The sequence below is a fragment of the Xanthomonas sp. NCPPB 2866 genome, from assembly GCF_041475745.2.
Classification (GTDB): domain Bacteria; phylum Pseudomonadota; class Gammaproteobacteria; order Xanthomonadales; family Xanthomonadaceae; genus Xanthomonas; species Xanthomonas arboricola.
In genome coordinates, this window is record NZ_CM192975.1 from 4,755,001 (window position 1) to 4,774,718 (window position 19,718).

Annotated in this window: 14 protein-coding genes, 1 other RNA gene and 1 pseudogene; 5 read left to right on the top strand and 11 right to left on the bottom strand. The window is 68.7% G+C overall.

The genetic code is table 11. The annotated features are described in order from the left end of the window. Nucleotides 1-91 precede the first annotated feature (91 nt). On the top strand, nucleotides 92-1,267 hold the full coding sequence (locus ACCQ04_RS20150) for a benzoate/H(+) symporter BenE family transporter (RefSeq protein ID WP_104560842.1): 1,176 nt from the start codon (nucleotides 92-94) through the stop codon (nucleotides 1,265-1,267). A gap of 61 nt (nucleotides 1,268-1,328) precedes the next feature. Then, nucleotides 1,329-1,403, top strand: a non-coding RNA gene (locus ACCQ04_RS20155) — sX9 sRNA. A gap of 39 nt (nucleotides 1,404-1,442) precedes the next feature. On the opposite strand, the gene bphP is transcribed toward ACCQ04_RS20155, so the two are convergent. The 6 genes from bphP to ACCQ04_RS20185 form a co-directional block, all read right to left on the bottom strand. Beyond that, nucleotides 1,443-3,344, bottom strand: a complete 1,902-nt coding sequence (bphP, locus tag ACCQ04_RS20160) for a bacteriophytochrome BphP (RefSeq protein ID WP_226428053.1) — start codon at nucleotides 3,342-3,344, stop codon at nucleotides 1,443-1,445. After that, a complete protein-coding gene (locus ACCQ04_RS20165) occupies nucleotides 3,341-3,934 on the bottom strand; it encodes a biliverdin-producing heme oxygenase (protein WP_104553809.1) in 594 nt (197 codons plus the stop codon). Before ACCQ04_RS20165 ends, bphP begins: the two co-directional genes overlap by 4 nt. A 99-nt stretch (nucleotides 3,935-4,033) precedes the next feature. Beyond that, entirely contained in the window at nucleotides 4,034-5,299 is a 1,266-nt protein-coding gene (locus ACCQ04_RS20170; RefSeq protein ID WP_226428054.1) for a TCR/Tet family MFS transporter, read from the bottom strand. Between the two features lie 382 nt (nucleotides 5,300-5,681). Beyond that, entirely contained in the window at nucleotides 5,682-7,841 is a 2,160-nt protein-coding gene (locus tag ACCQ04_RS20175; RefSeq protein WP_255618975.1) for a lytic murein transglycosylase, read from the bottom strand. A 315-nt stretch (nucleotides 7,842-8,156) separates the two neighbouring features. After that, nucleotides 8,157-8,363, bottom strand: coding sequence for a hypothetical protein (locus ACCQ04_RS20180; protein ID WP_024939646.1), 207 nt, complete (start codon nucleotides 8,361-8,363; stop codon nucleotides 8,157-8,159). Between the two features lie 264 nt (nucleotides 8,364-8,627). Next, nucleotides 8,628-9,500 carry a LysR family transcriptional regulator gene (locus ACCQ04_RS20185; protein WP_226428056.1) on the bottom strand — a complete coding sequence of 291 codons (873 nt, stop codon included), beginning with the start codon at nucleotides 9,498-9,500 and terminating at the stop codon, nucleotides 8,628-8,630. A gap of 96 nt (nucleotides 9,501-9,596) precedes the next feature. Between ACCQ04_RS20185 and ACCQ04_RS20190 the strand changes: the two genes are divergently transcribed. After that, complete coding sequence (locus ACCQ04_RS20190; RefSeq protein WP_226428057.1) at nucleotides 9,597-10,355, top strand: SDR family NAD(P)-dependent oxidoreductase; 759 nt, start codon at nucleotides 9,597-9,599, stop codon at nucleotides 10,353-10,355. Between the two features lie 151 nt (nucleotides 10,356-10,506). Here the strand turns inward: ACCQ04_RS20190 and ACCQ04_RS20195 are convergent, their stop codons facing one another. Next, nucleotides 10,507-10,896 carry a YchJ family protein gene (locus tag ACCQ04_RS20195; protein ID WP_226428058.1) on the bottom strand — a complete coding sequence of 130 codons (390 nt, stop codon included), beginning with the start codon at nucleotides 10,894-10,896 and terminating at the stop codon, nucleotides 10,507-10,509. Nucleotides 10,897-10,976: 80 nt separating this feature from the next. Between ACCQ04_RS20195 and ACCQ04_RS20200 the strand changes: the two genes are divergently transcribed. Continuing rightward, nucleotides 10,977-11,756 (top strand): sulfite exporter TauE/SafE family protein, encoded by a 780-nt coding sequence (locus tag ACCQ04_RS20200; RefSeq protein WP_181097826.1) that lies wholly within the window; start codon nucleotides 10,977-10,979, stop codon nucleotides 11,754-11,756. A gap of 794 nt (nucleotides 11,757-12,550) precedes the next feature. Here ACCQ04_RS20200 and ACCQ04_RS20205 read toward each other — a convergent pair. The 4 genes and pseudogenes from ACCQ04_RS20205 to folE all read right to left on the bottom strand — a co-directional run. After that, nucleotides 12,551-15,944, bottom strand: a pseudogene (locus ACCQ04_RS20205) (ATP-binding protein); the annotation flags it as partial. 384 nt (nucleotides 15,945-16,328) lie between these two features. Then, complete coding sequence (locus ACCQ04_RS20210; protein WP_226428060.1) at nucleotides 16,329-17,030, bottom strand: DUF4194 domain-containing protein; 702 nt, start codon at nucleotides 17,028-17,030, stop codon at nucleotides 16,329-16,331. Next, nucleotides 17,017-18,486 carry a DUF3375 domain-containing protein gene (locus ACCQ04_RS20215; RefSeq protein ID WP_226428061.1) on the bottom strand — a complete coding sequence of 490 codons (1,470 nt, stop codon included), beginning with the start codon at nucleotides 18,484-18,486 and terminating at the stop codon, nucleotides 17,017-17,019. The genes ACCQ04_RS20210 and ACCQ04_RS20215 overlap by 14 nt, the downstream gene beginning before the upstream one ends. 19 nt (nucleotides 18,487-18,505) lie before the next feature. After that, nucleotides 18,506-19,108, bottom strand: coding sequence for a GTP cyclohydrolase I FolE (folE, locus tag ACCQ04_RS20220; protein WP_016902173.1), 603 nt, complete (start codon nucleotides 19,106-19,108; stop codon nucleotides 18,506-18,508). Between the two features lie 131 nt (nucleotides 19,109-19,239). Between folE and ACCQ04_RS20225 the strand changes: the two genes are divergently transcribed. Beyond that, nucleotides 19,240-19,695 carry a MarR family winged helix-turn-helix transcriptional regulator gene (locus ACCQ04_RS20225; RefSeq protein ID WP_226428062.1) on the top strand — a complete coding sequence of 152 codons (456 nt, stop codon included), beginning with the start codon at nucleotides 19,240-19,242 and terminating at the stop codon, nucleotides 19,693-19,695. Nucleotides 19,696-19,718 lie beyond the last annotated feature (23 nt).

A 19,718-nucleotide genomic window follows, 5' to 3' on the forward strand; every position in this document is an offset into this window, starting at 1 on the left:
AGCGTTGATAAGAGAGCCGACCCCGCGAGGTGCTGCGCTATCGATCACCGGCGTGCTCGGTAAGAATGCATGCACTAGATAGAGAGCTCCAATGTCTCCCTTACGCAGCCTGCTTCGCGATCTGTCCCTGCCTGCGATTGCTGCGGGCTTCGTCACCGTGCTGGTGGGCTTTGCCAGTTCTGCGGTGATCGTGTTCGAGGCGGCGCGTCACCTGGGCGCGGATCAGGCGCAGATCGCCTCGTGGATGTGGGCGCTCGGCATCGGCATGGGCGTGACCTGCATCGGGCTGTCGCTGCGCTACCGGGTGCCGGTGGTGACGGCTTGGTCCACGCCGGGTGCGGCCATGTTGATCGGCAGTGCGGCAGGGGTGCCGTTGCGCGAGGCAGTCGGCGCGTTTGTGCTGGCGGCGGTGCTTGGCATGCTGGCCGGCTTCTCGGGGTTATTTGAGAAGGCGATCCGACGCATACCCATCTCGCTGGCCTCGGGCATGTTGGCCGGGGTGCTGTTGCGCTTCGGGCTGGACCTGTTCGTGGCGATGCAGAGTCAGGTGTGGCTGGCGCTGGCGATGCTGGCGGCCTATCTGGCCGGGCGGCGCTGGTTTGCGCGCTATGCGGTGATCGCGACCTTGCTGGTCGGCGTGGCGATTGCGGCCGGCAGCGGGTTGATGCAGTGGAAGAGCGTGCAGCTTGAACTGGCCCGGCCGGTGCTGGTGGTGCCGTCGTTGTCGTGGGCGGCGTTGTTCGGGCTGGCGATTCCGTTGTTCGTGGTCACCATGGCCTCGCAGAACGTGCCGGGCGTGGCGGTGATCCGCGCCTCCGGCTACGCGGTACCAATCTCGCCGACGATCGGCTGGATCGGAGTGGTCAATACGCTGCTGGCACCGTTCGGTGGCTATGCCTTGAACCTGGCGGCCATCACTGCGGCGATCTGCATGGGCCGCGAAGCGCACGAGGATCCGGCGCGGCGTTACACCGCTGCGGTGAGCGCGGGCGTGTTCTATGTGCTGATCGGCGTGTTCGGTGCGACCGTGGCGGCGGTGTTTGCCGCCTTTCCGCGCGAGCTGGTGATGGCCATCGCCGGGATCGCCTTGCTGGGCACGATCGGCAACAGCCTGGCGGCCGCCTTGCAGCAGGACAGTGAGCGCGAAGCGGCCTTGATCACCTTCCTGGTGACCGCATCGGGGCTGACGTTGGGCGGGATCGGCGCCTCGTTCTGGGGCTTGGTGGCCGGGACGATCACCTTGCTGGTGTTGCGACCGCGGGCCTAGGGCAGCGATCAGAACGACGGCGCGCACCGCCAGGCGGGCGCGGCCGGTGCACGGAACCGGCGTGAACCACTCGACACTGCGCTTCTTCCGCGCCGTCCGCACCCCGCTGGCGACTGCGGGCTCCGTTTCGCCAGCCACTCCTGGCCGCGGCAGACGATTCGGTTGCGGGCCGCGCTTATTCCGGGTCGCGTAGCTGCAGCAGCCAGTGGGCGGTGACGCCATTGGGGCTGGGCAGCGGTTCGAGATGGAACTGACGGTAGACCGGCGCGCCGCCCTGCGAGCGCAGCGGCAGGGTGACATAGGCGGCGCGCCCTTGCCGCAGCGCGTCTTCGAGCAGCTCCACCTTGGACGGGGCGGCATCGCTGGCCAGCAGGGACAGGATGTCGCAACCGATCAGGTCGGCCACTTCGGTCTGGCTGAGTTCTGCGAAGGCCGGGTTGGCGAACATCAGCCGGTGCGCGTCCGCGGTGCCGCGTTCGATGATGGCCACGCCATCGCGCAGCCGCGAGAGCGAGGCTTCGAGCAAGGTGAAATCCTGCTGGAAGCGCTTGCGCTCCATCAGTTCGATCAGCACGCGCAGGCTGCGCGCCGATTCCAGGTGCAGCGGCGACCAGCGTCGCGCGCGACCGCGCACGGTTTCCTGCCACAGGTCGAAGCTCTTGCGTGGCGACAAGCGCGAATTGGGAATGTCCTGCAGCTTGGCCAGCTGCGGATTGCCGGCCCATTTGACCTGCTGCACCTGCTCGCGGCGGGTCCACAGCAAGGCGCTGCGCGACTGCGGCATCAGCGGCACGAAAATGAAACCGGCCGCCAGCGGGGCGAGGTCGGCCAGCTCGGGGAACACCTCGCCGATCGCATCCACATGCAGGGCGCCGACTGCGTCTTCGCGCAGGGCATCGTGGTGTTCGGATTCGATGTGGTCGCGGATGCGGCGCAGCGCGGCCGCGTCCGGGGCGCTGCCATGCCGGCTGATCTCGCCGCCATGGAAGATCGCCACGCCGTCGGCGTCGACCACGTCCATCAGGTCGGGCGCCATGTCGGCGAGCATTTCCACGGTCATCTGGTCGGCGTCATTGAAGTCGGTGATCAGCTTCTCGCGCACGGTGAGCAGCACCGATTCCATGTGCGCACGCGCCACCGCCTGCAAACCGCCGATGCGCCCGGCCAGCGCGCGGGTCACTGCATCGGTGGCATCGCGCATGGCGTGGCTGGTGAAGTGCGGGCTGTAGTGGTGGCAGGCGATCAGCCCCCACAGCGCATCGTTGACGACGATCGAGGACACCAGCGTGGCGGTCACGCCCATGTTGGCCAGGTATTCCAGATGCACCGGGGAGACGCTGCGCAGGCTGACATCGCTCAGGTCCACCGGGGTGCCCAGGCGCGGATGCAGGGTGGGTTCGATCGGCGACGCCCGATAGCCGACATCGGCGATCTGGCGGACGCGGTTGCGCAGGTACAGCGCGCGCGCCTGGGCCGGGATGTCGGTGGCCGGGTAATGCAGGCCGAGATAGGCATCCAGCTCGGGCTGGCGCGCTTCGGCGATGATGTCGCCATTCCACTCTTCGTCGAAGCGGTACACCATCACCCGGTCGAAGCCGATCATGCTGCGCAGCCCCTTGGCGGCGCGCACGGCGGCTTCGGCGATGCCGGGATCGCGCTCGATGCTGCGCAGCAGCGGCAGCGCTTCGCGCAGGGTGACGTCCATCAGGCGTGCGTCGCGCGGCTCGATTTCCACCAGCCACTGCTCCGGATACAGATGCCAGGCAGCCACCCAGGGGTGGTCGGTGGGTGCTGCACGCAGGGGAAAGCGCACGTCGGCATGCAGCAGGTGCTGCGCCTGGTCCTCCACCGCGAATGGCTGCTCGCCGGGCAGTTCCAGCGCTTGCGTGTAGACCATGCCCAGCAGCTCGGCCAGCGGTACACCGAGCAGGTCGGCGGCGGTGGTGCTGGCCTGCACGATACGGCCGTCGGCCGGCTCGATCACCAGCAGCACGCCGTACGGCTGGATCAGGCCGGGGATATGGATCGGCTCACGCGCGCAGACATCCATATCCAGGGGTTCGGTGGGCTGATTCACGGGCGCGGCTCCGCTGCAAGACAGGTATGGAAGTGGGCAAACATGCGCTGCGCACCGTCGATGGCGGACGCGCGCGCGGAAGAGGTGTCCAGGCGTTGATCGAGCATGGCCTGGAACCGGCGCCAGCCAGCCGGGTCGTCGTTGGCCAGTTCGAAATAGCGCAAGGCGTCAGCCAGCGCGGGCTGCTGCTTGCGCAAGGTGCGCGCGATCATCCGCCCGCCGAGCTGCGAGCCTTCGATGACGTAGAGCATGCCCCAGCGCGCGGCATCGTTGCCGGCGGCAGGCGCCGCGATGGGCGGCTGTGGCGGCTGCCCAAGCGTGTGCAGGTCCTCGCGCAGGGCCGGGACGCGGCGACGGTACTGCCAGCCGGTGCCGATCAGGGTGCTGAGCCAGTCGCTCAATTGCGCTTCGAAGCCGGCCAGCAGCGCATGGTGCCGGCGCAGGATCAGCGTGTAGGCAGCGCGATCGACCCGCCCCTGCCCCAGCGCCTGCATCAGCGGAACCGTCTCGACCAGGCGGTGGGCGTCCTGCGTGGCGTGGCGCAGCGCGAGCGCGGCCGAGGGCGGAACAGCCAGGGTGTCAGGACACATAATGAGTGGAGGCGGTGCCGCAGCACGGAATGCATCAGCCTAGCAGTGACTGCGCAAATCAGATAAAGCGGGCGCGAGCACAAGCTGAATAGGTTGGCATCATCCCTGTGCCGCGGGGGCCATGCCGGCCCCCCGCCCTGCCCGCCGCCAGGCCATGACCCAGCCTGCGGCAAGCAGAACACCCGCCAGCAACCAGGGTGCGCCGGGCAGATGCAGCGGTGCGCCCGTGCCGATAAACCAGGCGAACACATTGGCAAACAGCAGCGGACCGGCGATACCGGCCAGACTGACCAGGCTGGTCAGCGCGCCCTGCACGCGGCCCTGCGCATCGGCGCCGACCTCGCGGGTGATCAAGGCCTGCGCGGCCGGTGCGGCGATCGCCCAGAACGCACTGATCGGCACGCCGATCAGGAACGCGGTACCGCTGTCGGCCAGCCCGTAGATGACGAAACCGACCACCCCGCAGCCCAGACCCAGCAGCAGCGCACGGCGTTCGCCCAGCCAGCGCACCAGCCGGCCGACCAGCAGCGCATTGACGATGATGCTGCACACGCCGACGCCGGCCAGCACCCAGCTCACCTCGCGCGGGCCCCAGTGGTATTGATAACCGGCGAACAGCACGAAGATGCTGGGATAGACGTAGTGCGCCAGGTTGGCCAGAAACACCACCGAGGCCAGGCTGAACACCTGCGGATAACGGCGCAGCAGCTTGAGTGCGCCGAGCGGGTTGGCATGCGACCAGTCCAGGCGTGGCGTGCGGCGTTCGGCAGGCAAGGATTCGGGCAGCACGAACCAGCCATACAGCACGTTCAGCAGCGCCAGCCCGGCGGCAAACCAGAACGGCCAGCGCAGGCCGATGCTGCCCAGCCAGCCGCCGATCAACGGCCCGGCGACAAAACCAATACCGAACGCGGCGCCAAGCATGCCGAACGCGCCGGCGCGTTTGTCGGCCGGGGTGACGTCGGCGATGTAGGCATTGGCGGTGGAAAAGCTGGCCGAGCACACGCCGGAGATCACCCGCGCCAGCAGCAGCATCGGCAGGGAATGGGCGACCGCCATCAGGATGAAGTCCAGGCCCAGCCCCAGGCAGGAAAGCAGGATCACCGGGCGGCGGCCGTAGCGGTCGGACAGGGTGCCCTGCAGCGGCGAGCAGACGAACTGGATGGCGGCAAACAAAAAGCCGAACCAGCCGATCCAGCCGGCGGCGACGGCGTAGTCGCCCCCGGTGAACTGGCGCACCAGATCCGGCAGCACCGGAATGATCACGCCGAACGACAGCACGTCGATCAGCACGGTGATGAAGATGAAGATCAGCGCGGCGCGGCGCCGGCCCGTGGCGGGAGCGGAATCTGCTGGGAGGGACATCGCGCTGCGCAGTGGGGCGAAGCGGCGAGTGTAGCGGTGGACCGGGTGGCGCAGTTGTGGGGATGAGCTGTCGCCTGATACGCCCAAGGTCCCACTCACTGAAAGCACCTCTCCTGCGGGGCGAGAAGGCATGGCTTGCGCGCCACTGGCGCGCGTGCCCTGGAGCACCCGCGCCTCATGCGCGGGGCCGGGGCGCCGAGCGCGGGTTGGGATGAGGGTATGGACGAAGCCACAGGCATTGTGAGGTGGCGCGAGGCTTCGCCCGCACCCTCATCCGCCCCTTCGGGGCACCTCCTCCCGGCGGGAGAAGGGAGCCGTGCTGCTTCTTTCCTGTGTTGGAAGGCAGTGCAGGCTCTGCGCGAGCCCGGGGCGATTGTTGCGCTTACTCGACGCTGATGGTCTGGGTCAGCGTGTGGCTGGCGCCGGGGGCGAGTTCGATGACGTCCGGGCCGGCGTTGGCCGCTTCCAGGCAGACGTAATCGCGCCAGCCCTCGCCCACGTCGGCCATCTTGGCGGCCGCCTCGTCGCCCGGGTTCCAGGCCACCAGCGAGCGACTGCCTTTGGTGGCGATGACGATGCGGCGGCCGAGTACCGGGTCGGTCAGGGTGTAGCGGCCGCCGGCGTTGGTGTAGATGCGGTCGCTGCGGCCGGGGTCGCGTGGGTCGCGCAGGCTCCAGTCGCCCTGCTGGCGGTGGGCGGTGGCGTAGTTCTCGTACTTGTCGAGGTAGTCCAGCCCGTCCAGGCCCTGCACGCTGACGGTGAGCGCGTCGCCGACGCGGAAGTAGTTGTGCAGCGCCTGGGTGAAGCGCACCGGGGCCGGGCTGGTGTTTTCGGTGATCAGGCTTTGTTCGAGGGTGCGGCCGATGCGCAGGGTCATGCGCAGGCGCAGCGCCAGGTCGTCGAAGCTGGGCGGGGTCAGCGTGAGCACCAGGGTGCCGTCGTCCTCGCGCCGGCTCTCGGTGAGCTGCCAGGGCACGGTGCGCACGAAGCCGTGTGCAGGGACCTCGCCGGTCTGGTCCTGGCGGCCGAAGTACGGCCAGCACACCGGCGCGCCGCCGCGGATCGGTGTGGGCGGCTGCTTGGCGGTGGGCGACAGCCACATCACGTCCTGCCCGCCCTTGGGCACGAACGACAGCAGCTGGCCACCGAACAGGCTGATGGCCGCAGTGGAGAACGGGGTGTCGATCAACAGCGAGGGAAAGCCGTGGAAGTCGCCTGTGCGCAGGCCGGTGAGGTCGGACATGGGGGGTGCCTTCTGGACGATGGGGGATTGGACGAATGCGGGATAGGCGGCCGGCAGCTTGAACGCGGTGACGCGGATGGCCGCCGCGCCGGCGACCGGCGGGGCGGCGCGCAGGGCGGTAAGGATGCGTTGGCCGGGGCGGCCGTCGGCCGGCTGCAGGCCCAGGCGGGTCTGCTCGACCTGGATGGCGCGCCGGCTGGCGGTGCCGATCATGCCGTCGGCCTCGCCGATCAGATGGCCGCGCGCCAGCAGCAATTGCTGCAGTTCGCGCCGTTCGGGCCGGCCCAGGCCGGGGTCGTCGGTGGGCCAGGCGGCGACCAGGCCGGCGCCACCGCGCAGCCGGTCGGCGAGCAGGGCGATCGACAGCGCGTAGCTTTCGGCGGCGTTGTAGGCGTAGATCGCGTCGTAGTTGCGGAACACCAGGAATGCCGGGCCGGTCGCGCCGGCCGGCAGCAGCAGGGCGGCCGGGGTTTCGGCGGGTAGACCGGCCGGCGCCAGCGCCTTGCCATCGGTGCCGAGCAGGCCGGCGTTTTGCCAGGCCTGCAGCGGTTGACGCCGGGTGCGGCCGGCCTTGCTGGCGTCGAAGCCGGCAGGCAGGCGGACTTCCATGCCCCAGGGGCGGGCACGCTCCCAGCCGGCCTTGACCAGATAGTTGGCGGTGGAGGCCAGCGCGTCGGGAATGCTGGCGACCAGGTCGCGGCGGCCGTCGCCGTCGCCATCCACCGCGATGCGGGCATAGGTGGAAGGCATGAACTGAGTCTGCCCGAAGGCGCCGGCCCAGGAGCCGGTCAAGCCATTCGGCGACAGATCGCCTTGCTGCAGCAGGCCGAGCAAGGCGAGAAATTCGCCGCGAAAGAACGGCTGGCGGCGGCCCGCGCACGACAGCGTGGCCAGCGAGACCAGCAGCGGGCGCTTGCCGGTAACGCGGCCGTAGTCGCTCTCCACGCCCCAGACCGCCACGATGGTGGCCGGATCGACCCCGGTCTGTTCGGACAGGCGGGTAAGCAAATCGCGGTGGGTGGCCAGCATGGCCTGGCCGTCGGCGACGCGTTGACTGTCGACCAGGCTGGCGAGGTAGTCCCAGATCGGAGTGGTGAATTCGGGCTGGGCATCGAGCAGCGGCAACACGCTGGGGTCGGGCGCCAGGCCGGCGGTGAAGCGCTGGAAGTCGGCGGTCGCCACGCCCTTGGCGGCGGCCTGGGTCTGCAGGCCGGCCAGGCAGCGGTCGAAGGCCGGATCGGCGCAGGCGATCAGCGGCGCCAGCGCCAACAGCGCAGGCAGGACGCGCCGGGTCGGCATCACGGCGCGATCGCCGGCGTGTGGACGGAGGTCATGCGGTGGAGCGCTCCTGCGGCAGGTCGAGCCGCCGAGGATAGCCAACCTGGCTGGTTGCAGGCGTGCAGGCCGTGATGTTGCGACGGCATCGTGCGCTGCGCTGGTCGGCAGCGATACGCAGGGATGACTGTGCGGTGCGTACGCTTTTCAGCGCGATGGGCACGACGCAGAGATCGTGTGGCGCGAGTCGGAGAATGATGTTGCGTGCCGATGGAGTGGCATCGGTCCGGCCCGCCTGGCGAAGACACCGCGGCAACCCAGCCGCGTCGATCGCCGCGCCTAGCTACCGTCGCCGGTGATGCCGGTCAGCAGCGACAACGCCGGGCTGGAGGGGCTGGTGTCGGGCATGCGTCGGGCGCGCGCGCTGCGCGGGGCGTCGTGGCGGGGGCCGAACCAGATCAGTGCCGTGGCCAGGCACGCCGGCAGCACGATCGCGAACACCACGATGGCCACAAGCACCCACTGCCAGAGATTGAAGGTTGCCATCATCGTGTCCGCCCCGCGGCGAGCTCCGCCGAGGCGGCAAGCTTCCGGGATCGGCTGCGAACGTGGCGTCGAGAAAGCACGGCCGAGCCTGCCGTTCGTCGGAACGAACGGGGTGCCGGCTATCGCGTCAGATCACGCGGGCGATGGAGACAGCTCGCGTGATTGCAGCAGCAACGCGGCGCATTGATCGCCCCGCACGCTCGCCGCACCAGCCAGGCTTCGGCAACGCGCGTTGCCACAGGGTCCGTCTGACGCCCGGCGGCTTCAGGCAAACCGCTCCAGCAGGAAATCGACGAAGCTGCGTACCGTGACCGAGCGCCAGCGGGTTTGGGGATAGAGCACGCTTAGTGGACGGTGCAGCTCCCGGTCCTGAAACAGCCGCACCAGCCGGCCCGCTTCCACGTCGGCACGCAACAGGAACGCCGGCTGCAGCACGATGCCCAGGCCCTGCAAGGCCGCCAGGTGCAGAGCCGGGCCGCTGGTGAGATGCAACTGCGCGCGCGACAGCGGGCCGATTCGCTCGCCGGTGTAGTCCTGCCACTGGCCGAGCGCCTTGGCATCCATCCCCAGGCATTGGTGCCCGGCCAGCTCGGCAAGCCGTTGCGGGGTACCGTTGCGGTGCAGATAGGCCGGCGTCGCGCAGCACCACAGGCGATAAGGCTGCAGCGCGCGCGCCACCAGCGAGGACTCGCCCAGCGCCCCGATGCGGACGGCTACATCGATGCCCTCGTCGACCAGATCCTGCACCCGATCGCTGAGCTGCAGATCCAGGCTCACCTGGGGATGGCGCTGCAGATACTCGCCAAGCACCGGCGTGAGCCCATAGGTTCCGAACGACACCGGTGCGGCGACCCGCAGCGGCCCGGCCGGTTCCAGGCGCTGACCGTCGGCCTGCACCTGTGTATCGGCGACCAGCTCGAGAATCTCCCGGCAACACCCGTAGTAGGCCTCGCCAAACGCGGTCAATCGCTGCCGTCGCGTGGTCCGCACCAACAACTGCAGACCGAGACGTTGCTCCAGGGCGCGCAGGTGGTTGCCCGCCATGGTCGGGGAAATGCCATGCGCTTGCGCCGCCGCGGCGAGGCTGCCGCCGTCCACCACGCGGACGAACACCTGCATGCTGTCCAGCAGATCCATTCAACACTCCTGCTTGCCAATCAATGCAGGATAACGGCGTTTATCGCGGCTCGATAACGGATCAGGCTGGGGCCCTCACTCAGACGGACGTTGTCGATGGATCTGCAATTGCGTGAACACACGGCACTGGTGACCGGCGCCAGCACCGGAATCGGCGCCGGCATCGCCCGCGTGCTGGCGGCCGAGGGGGTGCAGCTGGCGATCACCGCGCGCCGCGCCGACAGGCTGGAACAGCTGGCCAGCGACATCGCGGCGCAGGGTCACCCGCGCCCGCTGGTGATCCCCGGCGACATCACCAGCGCGACCGAGATCACGCGCATCGCCCGGGATGCCAGCCAGACGCTGGGCCGGATCGAGATCCTGGTCAACACCGCCGGTGGCGCACGCCCTTTTGCGCTGGAGGCCAGCGATGCGGACTGGGACGAAGCCTTCGCGCTCAACTTCGGCAGTGCCCGGCGCATGACCCAGGCCCTGCTGCCCGGCATGCGCCACCGGCGCTGGGGCAGGATCATCAACTTCAGCGGCAGCATGGAGCCCCGCGAGGTCAACGGCGCCGGCGCGGCGAAGGCAGCGCTGCAGTTCTGGGCCAAGGGAATGGCCTCGCAGCTGGCGGCCGAGGGCATCACGGTCAACACCATCGCACCGGGACGCATCAACTCCGAACAGGTGCTGGACAAGCTCCATCCCACGCCGGAAGCGCGCCAGGCCTTCATCGCGCGCCATGTGCCGATCGGCTACTTCGGCGAACCCGACGACATCGCTCATCTGGTCGCCTATCTGGCCTCGCCACATGCACGCTATCTGACCGGTGAGGTGATTGCCGTGGACGGCGGCCTGCACGCCTTCGCCCACTAGTACGGCCGACTACCGACGTTACCGAGGGCCGGTGGAGGCCAGGCAGGCCGATATCGGCCGCAGCGGCGCGGTGCCGGCACGCAGGTGCCGACGAGCGTTAGACCCTGCCGCGTCCTGGTGGTGTCCCGGCAGCGACAGTGCCGGGCCGTGCTCAGCGCGCGTCGAGGTAATACCAGCGGCCGTCTTCGCGCACGAAGCGGCTGTGTTCGGTCATGCGCACCGCGCTGCCGCCGCCGATGCGGTAGCGGGCCAGGAACGCCACCTCGGCGGTGTCGGTGCCGGTCTCGATGACGCGTTGCACGGTCAGGCCGAGCCAGGTGGTGCGGCCGCCCTCGTCCAGCGACAGCTCGGGTGGGCGCGTGGACGGATGCCAGCTGGCGAGCAGGTACGCCACATCGCGGCGGACGTAGGCGCTGTAGCGCGCACGCATCAAGGTTTCGGCATCGGGCGCGGCGGCACCGGCGTGGTAGTGCCCGCAGCACTGCGCGTAGGTGGCGGCGCGGCCGCAGGGACAGGGATCGTTGGGAGTGGAAGTCGGCATCTGGCGATTGTGCGGGAAGTGGGAAGGGAGGCGGGGTTTCTGCGCGTTTATGCTGTCGCCCCGTCGTGCGGAGCACCGCCTTGCTGGAACTGATTCCCACCGAGTTGCCGTGGCTGCTGTGCATCGCGTTTGTCGCCGGGCTGGTGGATGCGGCAGTCGGCGGCGGTGGCCTGATCCAGTTGCCGGGATTGTTTGCCACCCTGCCGCAGCAGGCGCCGTCGCTGGTTCTGGGCACCAACAAGTTCAGCGCGATGTTCGGCACCGGTGCCTCGGCGTGGCGCTATGCGCGCACTGTGCGCTTTCCGTGGCGACCGGTGCTGTACGCGACGGTGGCGGCGTTTACGTTTTCGTTTCTGGGCGCGACCGCGGTCAGCCTGATGCCCAAGCAGGCAGTGCGGCCGCTGATCCTGGTGCTGCTGATCGCGATGCTGGTCTACACGCTGATCAAGAAGGACTTCGGTGCGCTGCATCGGCCACGCCAGATCGGCCGGCGCGAATTGATCACTGCCTTGGCGATGGGCGCGGCGATCGGGTTCTACGACGGGTTCTTCGGGCCCGGTACCGGCAGCTTCCTGATCTTCCTGTTCATCCGCTTCTTCGGGCTGGACTTTCTGCGCGCCTCGGCCGCGGCCAAGGTGGTGAACCTGGCCACCAACCTGGCGGCGCTGTCGTTCTTCCTGCCCAGCGGCCAGGTGATGCTGGCGATCGGCATCCCGATGGCGGTGGCCAACGTGGCCGGTGCGGTCGCCGGCACGCGGATGGCGCTACGCGGCGGCACGCCGCTGATCCGCACGTTGTTCCTGGTGCTGGTCATCGTGCTGATCGGCAAGATGGGCTGGGATCTGCTGCACGGCGCTTAGAACTCCATACTCAGCGTCGCCGACACGGTGCGCGGTGCGCCGGGAGAGTAGTGGTCTGCTGTCCCCGACCTGCGGCGCCCGCGACCGCAGCGCGGTGACGCAGGCATCCAGGTGGCGCGCTCAGCGTTTTCCGCGCGGCTTGCCTGCAGATCCGCGCGTGGATGCGGGACGCGCCTTGGCCGCGGTTTTGGTTGGCAAGGGCTTGATTGGTGCGGGCCTGGCCGCGCTGCGCGCCGCGGTTGTCCTGGTTGCCTTGGTTGCGCCACCCAGCGAAGTGGTGGCGCGCCTGGTCGCTACCGTCGACTTGGCAGCGGGCTTTTTCGGCGCTGCCGCTGTTGTCGCGGCCTTGTTCGGCCTGGTAGTCGGTTTGGCGGACGCGGTCGTGCGCCTGGATGCCGTCCCGGTGTTCGCTGGCGTCCTGGCCGGTTTGGTCGGTGTTGCCGGCTTGCGCGCTGTGCCCGCTGCAGGCGATGCACGCCTGGCTGATGCAGGTTTGGCGGATGCGGCCTTGCCCGCTGCGGCCTTCGCCGCTGCCGACTTGCCTGATCCCGCACGTGCGCTGGAAGCGGCTGTCTTCGCGGGCTTCGGCGTGGCTCGAACAGCCGGCGTCGATGCCGGCGCGACCTTGCTGGCGCGCTTGCTCGCCCCGGCTGCTACGTCGTCCTGTGCAGGGACGTCCTGAAGTGCCGCGCCCTCAGCGCCAGAGACAGCACCGGTGCTGTCCATCCGCGTTTCACCCTGCGTCGAACGCGGTGCATCCTCGCGCTGCGCAGCGCTCACCGCCTGTTCCGTCACCGCTGCAGCTACCTCGTCCCCACGCGAGCGCTCGGGCAACTGGAGTCGCTGCGCCTGCTCGTCGTATTCGATCAGCAGCACGCCGGAGTTATGCCGGCCGCTGATTTCCACAAAACAGGCACCGCCGATGAACGGCTCCAGCGTCATCACCGATTTCAGCGGTGTGGCCACCACCATCTGGAAACCGAAGTTCTCGAAGATGTTCATCGCCAGCGCGGTGAATTCGTTGTCGGCCTTGTCGAAGGCTTCGTCCAGCACCACCGCGCAGTAGCGCGGCAGTTCGCCGTCTTCGCCACCGAGCTGGTAGCGCAGTGCGGCGGCCAGGCAGGTGGTTGCCAGCTTCTGGCGCTGACCGCCGGATTTGCCGGCGCCGCTGCGGTAGATCTCCACCTGCGCGCGGGTCTGCGCATCCAGCTCCACACCGATGAATTCCACATGCTGGCGCACGTCCAGCACCTGCTCACGCCAGCGGCGTGCGTCCGGTTCCTGCGCGCCCAGGCGTGCCACCAACGCGCGCAGGGTGGAAAACTGCGCTTCGGCCAGTGCGCGGTCTTCGGTCTGTTGATGCGACAACACCGCGCGCAGCTGTTGCTGGAATTCCTGCACCTCGCCCAGGCGACGGTCGCTGACCTCGATGGTCAGCAGCGTGCCGCGATTGAACGGCACCTGCTCCAGACTGGCGTTGACCTCGTCCATGCGCTGCTTGATGCCCTTGTGGGCCTCGGCGGTGTGGCGCTGCAGGGCCAGCAGATTGTTCTTGCTCTGGGTCTGCAGCAGATCGAAGAAGCGGTGCTCGTGGCGCGGCAGGCCATCGCTCTCCAGGCGATCCAGGCGCGCGAGAAAATCGTCGGCACTGGCCAGGCTCACGGTGAAATCGCCGCTGTCTTCCGGCCATTGCTGGCAGTACTTGCGGAAGCAATCGAGCAGCTGCGCGCTGAGCCGGCTGTCGCGCCCCTGGCTCTCTGCCAGTTGCTCGGCCAGGCCACGCTCGACCACGCGGAAATGCGCTTCCAGATTGTCCAGCGACAGCGGTGCCAACGCCGCCAGGCGTTCGCGCAGGCCCTGCAGCTGGGTGGGCGTGAGCGTGGCGGTGCCGGCACGGCTGGCACAGGCAGCGTGCTGCTGTTCGAGCCGGACCCGCTCGCGTGCCAGCTGCGCGCGCTCCAGCCGCACGTCCTCGTAGGTGCGCTTGGCCTGGTCGCGCAAGGTACGTGCGGTCTCGATCGCCTGGCCGAGCGCGCGCAGGCCGCTGTTGCCTTCGCGCAGCTGCTGCAGCTGTTCGTCGATGTCGCTCAGGCGCTGCAGCTTGGGGCCGACATCGATCTCGTCCCAGTCGCGCTCCACCAGCGTGTGCGCGGCCAGCTGCCGTTCCTGGTCCTGTTCGCGTTGCTTGCGCAGCGCGGCCACGTCGGCATCGCAGCTGGCGATGCGCTGGGCAAGCGTCTGCGCTTCGCGCTCGAACACCTTGAGCTTGTCGCGGTTGTCGTGGCCCAGCAACCAGCGCTTGCGGTCGTTGACCGCATGGCGGTCGTCCTTTTCGTAACGGTCGCCGGGATGCTTGACCTGCCCTTCGCGGGTGATGGCGCGGTCGGCATTGCGCAGCGCGGCGGCGTTATCGACGCATTCGTAGTCGAAGCGACGCATCAACTCGTTGCGCAGCCACTCGGTGAAGGCATGCTCGCGCAGCTGCAGCTTGCCCGGCAATGCACGCGCATCCGGCGTGCGCGCATGCAGCGCATCGTTGCGGCGTACCCGGAAATACACCAGCCGGGTGCCGAGTTGGGTGCGGTTGACCCATTCGCTGACCTGCGCGTAATGGCGGTCGTCCACCAGCAGCGACTGCGCAAAACCGCTCAGCACGCGCTCGATCGCGCCGCGCCAGGCAGATTGATCCTCGCGCACCTGCACCAGTTCGCCGACGAACGGCAGTGCCGCTTCGGCAATGCCGGTGTCCTCGCACAGGCGCGCGCGCAAGGCTTGCATCGGTGCCGGCATGCTGGACGGCGCACGCTTCAAGGCATCCAGTTCGGCGCGGATCTCGGCAAAGCGCCGCTCATCGTCGCGGCGCACACCCATGCGCTCGGCGATCGCCTCATCCAGCGCGCTGGCGTCGTGCTTGCCGTTCTCGAGCACGGTCTGCGCGTACGCGATCTGCTCGGCAAAGCCGCTGGCGCCTGCGGCCAGGGCGGTGCCGAGCTGGCGGCAGGCCTGTTCGATCTGCACGCGACGCCGCAGGCGCTCGTCACGCTCGCGCTCGACCCGGGCGCGCTCGCGTTCGAGTTCCTCGATCTGTTCGCCACCGGCGGCGCGTTGTTCGCGTTCCAGCCCGGCGAGCTTCTGTTCGTGATTGTCCAGCGACTCACGCCGCTGGCCTTCTTCGCCGGCCAACCCGCGGTCCTGGCTGTCGAGTTCGTGCAGGCGCGTCTCCAGCAAGGCTAGACGCTGCTGTTCGCGGTAGCTGTCCACGCCCAGCTGCAGCTCGCGCAACTCGCCGACGCTGTGGCGCAGGGCCATCAGCGCCGCATGGTGCTCGCGTGCCGGGCTGAGCGTTTCCACCTGCCGGCGTGCGGTGACCACTGCATGGTGTGCGCCGTCGAGTTCGGCGAAGTCTTCCACCAGCCGGTCGGCCGCCTCGAACGTGCGCGGCTCGTCCAGCATGAAGCCGCGCAGGAACACATTGAGATCGCCCAGGTTCTTGGCCGACTGGGTCTTGTGCAGCAACCGCAACGCCATCTCGTTGCCGATGCCCAGCGCATGCCGAAAGCGCTCTGCGTAGCCGGCAAAGCCGTCGAAATGCGCGACCTCCTCGCCAAGACGCGCCTTGAGCCTGCGCAGATCCAGATCGAAGCCATCCAGCTCGCTGGCCACATCGAAGCTGCGCGGCGCGACCATGTAATGCCGGCGCACATCGGCCGCGGCATTGCCGCTGCCGGCGATCCAGAACAGGCGAATCAGGCTGACCGTCTCGCCGTGCGCGTTGCGGTATTCCAGCACCAGCGCCGACCAGGTGGCGCCCTTGCGCAGGTATTGGGTGGCGATCTCGCCCGAGGCGCTGTCCTGCTGATCGGCCCAGGCACCGCGCACATACGACACCAGGCTGCGATCGCGCCCGCTGCGCTCGGCCTCGCGTGCGGCGGCGTTGAAGTCGACGATGCTGGGCGGGGTCAGCAATGCCGACATCGCATCCAGCAGGGTCGACTTGCCCGACCCGGAGCGCCCGACGAACAGGAAGCCCTTCTCGGCGATCGGCACCTCGGTCAAGCCGTTGAACGTGCCCCAGTTGTGCACCTGCAAGCGCCGCATGCGGAACTGCTGCGCGCGCTGCTCGGCAAGCGAATCAGTGAACAGGGACGCGCCCGGCTGCGCCGGCGACAGGTTGGACTGGTAATTCATGGCTCACTCACCAAACGGGATGACGGGTAACGCTGAAGACGACGTACATCAGGACTGTTTGTAGCGGGGTGTTGCGTGCTGCTGGGCTGGTGGCGGTGCTGTGGTCTGGGAGTGATTCGGTACAGACCCTTCGCGGCCGGGGCCGCTCCTACGGGTGCGGTGGTCTGCGTTGACGTGGGGCGGCGGCGGCCGATAAGGAAGCTGGATGCCTTGCTGCAGCCCGTGGAAAAAGTGATCGCGTTCGATCGGGCGTGAGAGCCGACATCCGTCGCACAACGCACGACTGCACAAACTCCACGCATCCCGGGCGTCATACATCGGGCATTGCGATCGGCCGTCCGCTCATCCGCGCTTCGGGCACCTTCTCCCGATGGGAGAAGGTACTTAGTCGAGCGCAACGTCCCCCTCGCGCAAGCCGCGATACGCCACCACCAGGGCCTGCACGTCTTCGGCCGAGAACAGCAACTTCAGCACCGGCGAGACCTCGTAGCGATCCTCGCTGCCGCGCAACCGCGACAGCAACTGGTTCTCGCGCATCTTGCCGATCGCCGTCAGCACCCGTCGCGCGAATCCGGCGCGGTCGGTAGACACGTTCTTCTCGTAGACCGACAAGGCTTCCACCAACTGCGCCTCGTCCACCACCGCCCGCTCGCCGCGCGTATCGGCTTCGGCCAGTTGCTGGCGCAGGAACAGCAGCAGCACCGACTCGATAAAGGTCAGCGGCGCGCTGCGCAGCAGGGTCGGCGATTCCAGCTCGGCGGTGTCGGCCTGCCGGGTGAAGGCCACCCCGCCCTCGCGGTCCAGCACCAGCTCCAGGAACAGCTCGCACAAGACCTGGCGGATCGCCGCCTCGTTGCGTAGCAGCGCAGGCCACAACGCACCGTGGCGTTGCGCATCGATGCTGGGGCCGGCCAGCAGCTGGCACAGCGCGCGCCGCGCGTCGAACGACAGCGTGCCGGTGTCGCCCAGGAACAGTTCGCCGCGCGGCTGTGCAGGCGATGTCTCCGTCAGCGGCGTGCGGCCGGCATCGACCGACGCGCCGCTGTCCTCGTCCGCGTCCAGGCGCGTGTCCTCAGTCCAGTTCATTGCGTTTCTCCCGGGTGAACCACACCAGCGGAATGCGTGCGCGCCGCAGGGCGCCGTCGCCGCCTTCCCATTGCACCGTTTCCATCTGTCCGTCGATCACCACGCCGTGGCGCGTGCCCAGCGACAGGTAACCGATCACGCTGCCCAGGCCCTGCGCGGCCGGACGCTGCTGCAGCGCATCGCCGATGGTCAGGCGCGGGCGCTGGCCGAGCAGCTCGTGCAGGTCGCGGCGCAGGCTGCGCACGTCGATTTCCGATTGCGCGACCAGATCGCCCACGCTGTCGAGCGAGATGTCTGCCGCATCGGCGGCCTGCACGCGGCCATCGACCTGGGTCAGGCGCGGGTCGTGCAGGCGCCATTGCGACAGCGAACGCAGGCGGGCAGCGCTCAACGCCTGGGTGTAGCCGGTGGCGGTGGTGGCGTGCAGGCTGTCGCGCAGCTGCAAGGCTTCGCCCTGCGCCTGCTTGAGCAATTGATTGAGCCGGCGCTGCTCCAGATAGCCGCGGCTCTGCACGAAACCGCGCAGGCTGCGGGCGAAGTGCTGCATCACCGTGTGCACCTCGCCGCCACGCTCCAGCAGCGTGCCGGTCAACCCGCGCAGGAAGGCGCGTTCGCGCCGGTCCAGCTTGCGCGCGAAGCCGCGTGCCAGCAGCGCATCCAGCGCCTGATCGAGCTGGCTGCTCTGCTGGGTGTCGTTGAGCAGGCTCCAGAACGCCTCGAAGGTGCGCCCGGCCTCGCTGTCGGCGATCACGTCCACGCCGTTGAACAGCTGCTCCAGCACATCGCCGCGTGCGCCCTCGTCGTCGATGATGCGTTCGCGGAACTGGCGGTTGAGCTGTTCGAAATCGTCGCGCACGCGATGGAAATCTTCGGCCAGCTCGTCGGAGAGATGGATCAGGTCGCGGGCACGCTCCAGCGCGCGCTTGCCATCCAGCGCAGCCACGCGGCCGGAGGCCACGCGTTCGATCTCGGCATCGATGCGCGCGCGTTCTTCGCGCAGGGCGGCCAGGCGCAGCTCCGGGTCGGCTTCGGTCTGGCCCGCCAGCTGCACCAGCTGCTGGATCACCAGCGACAGGCGGCTTTCGGTGGCGCTGCTGCTGCTCTCGCGCAGGCCGACGATGAAGCGGATGGCCTGGGTGGCCGCGCGCGACAGCTCGTATTCTTCTTCGGCCGCACCTTCGGGCAGGCGGCGTTCCAGCCAGCCCTGCGCCAGCCAATGCGCCAGATAGGCCTGCGCGGTGCGTGGCAACTCGCGCGAGAGCTCGTCGGCGCGCAGCGCGTCGAGCTGGCGCTGCAGGCACTCGTGCAGCACGGCCGAGGGCAGGCGGCGTTCGCCGTCCAGCAACACCGTCTGCAGCAGGCCGATCAGCTCCGGCGCGTGGTCGGCGGCCAGCAGTTTCCACACCGGCTGCTCGCGCAATTGGCGATAGCCGGCGATACGTGCCTGGTGCTTCATGGCGACGGCAACGGCTGCCTCAACGCTTGCCGCCCACTTCGATGAACTGCAGGAACTCGGCGCGGGTGCGCGCGTCCTCGCGGAAGCTACCGAGCATCTTGGAGGTCACCATGCTGACGCCGCGCTTGTGGATGCCGCGGGTGGTCATGCATTCGTGCGAGCCTTCCACCACCACGCCGACGCCGCGCGGCTGCAGCACGTCCTGGATGCACTGGGCGATCTGCGCGGTCATCTTTTCCTGCACCTGGAAGCGCCGCGCATAGCTTTCCACCACGCGCGCCAGCTTGCTGATGCCGACCACCTTGCCGCGCGGCAGGTAGCCCACGTGCACCTTGCCGATGATCGGCGCCATGTGGTGCTCGCAGTGGCTTTCGTAGGAGATGTCGCGCAGCACGATCAGCTCGTCGTAGCCGGCCACTTCCTCGAAGGTGCGTTCCAGATACTCGCGCGGTTCCTCGCGGTACCCGCTGAACCAGTCGCCATAGGCTTCGGCGACCCGGCGCGGGGTATCCAGCAGGCCTTCGCGGGCCGGGTCTTCGCCGGCCCAGCGCAGCAGGGTGCGCACGGCATCTTCGGCCTGGGCCTGGGTGACGGGGGAATCGGGCTGGTCGGACTGGCTCATGCGCAGGGTGCACCCAAAGGGGGCGAGCATGGTACCCGAGGACGGGCCGGCGGCCCCAGTGGCGGTTGCGCCGGCTTGCCGGGGTTCAGTGACTATTGATTCATTGTTGAATTGATAGCATCCTATCTATTATGACGAACAGCGTTCTCTCTTCCCGCGCCCAGCTCAGCTCCGGCCTGCTGGTCGCCGCCCGCCAGTGGCAGCGGCTGGCCGACCAGGCATTTGCCGAATTCGGGCTGTCCAGTGCCTGCACCGGGCCGTTGTTGATGATCGGCCGCTCCGGCGGCGGCATCCGCCAGGTGGCGCTGGCCCAGCAACTGGGCATGGAAGGCCCTTCCCTGGTGCGGCTGCTGGACAAGCTGTGCGCGCAGGCGCTGGTACGCCGCGAGGCCGACAGCAGCGACCGCCGCGCCAACCAGCTGTGGCTGACCGACGCAGGCCAGGCGCTGGTCGGGCGCATCGAGATCCGCCTGGATGCGCTGCGCGCGGAGGTGTTCGGCGCGCTCAGCGAGGCGCAGGTGCAGGTGGTGCTGACCTTGTGGGAGCAGATCGCGCAGGCGCACGCGCGGCTGAGTCAGTCCGACTGAGCCCGCTGTCGGGCGTCGCGCTG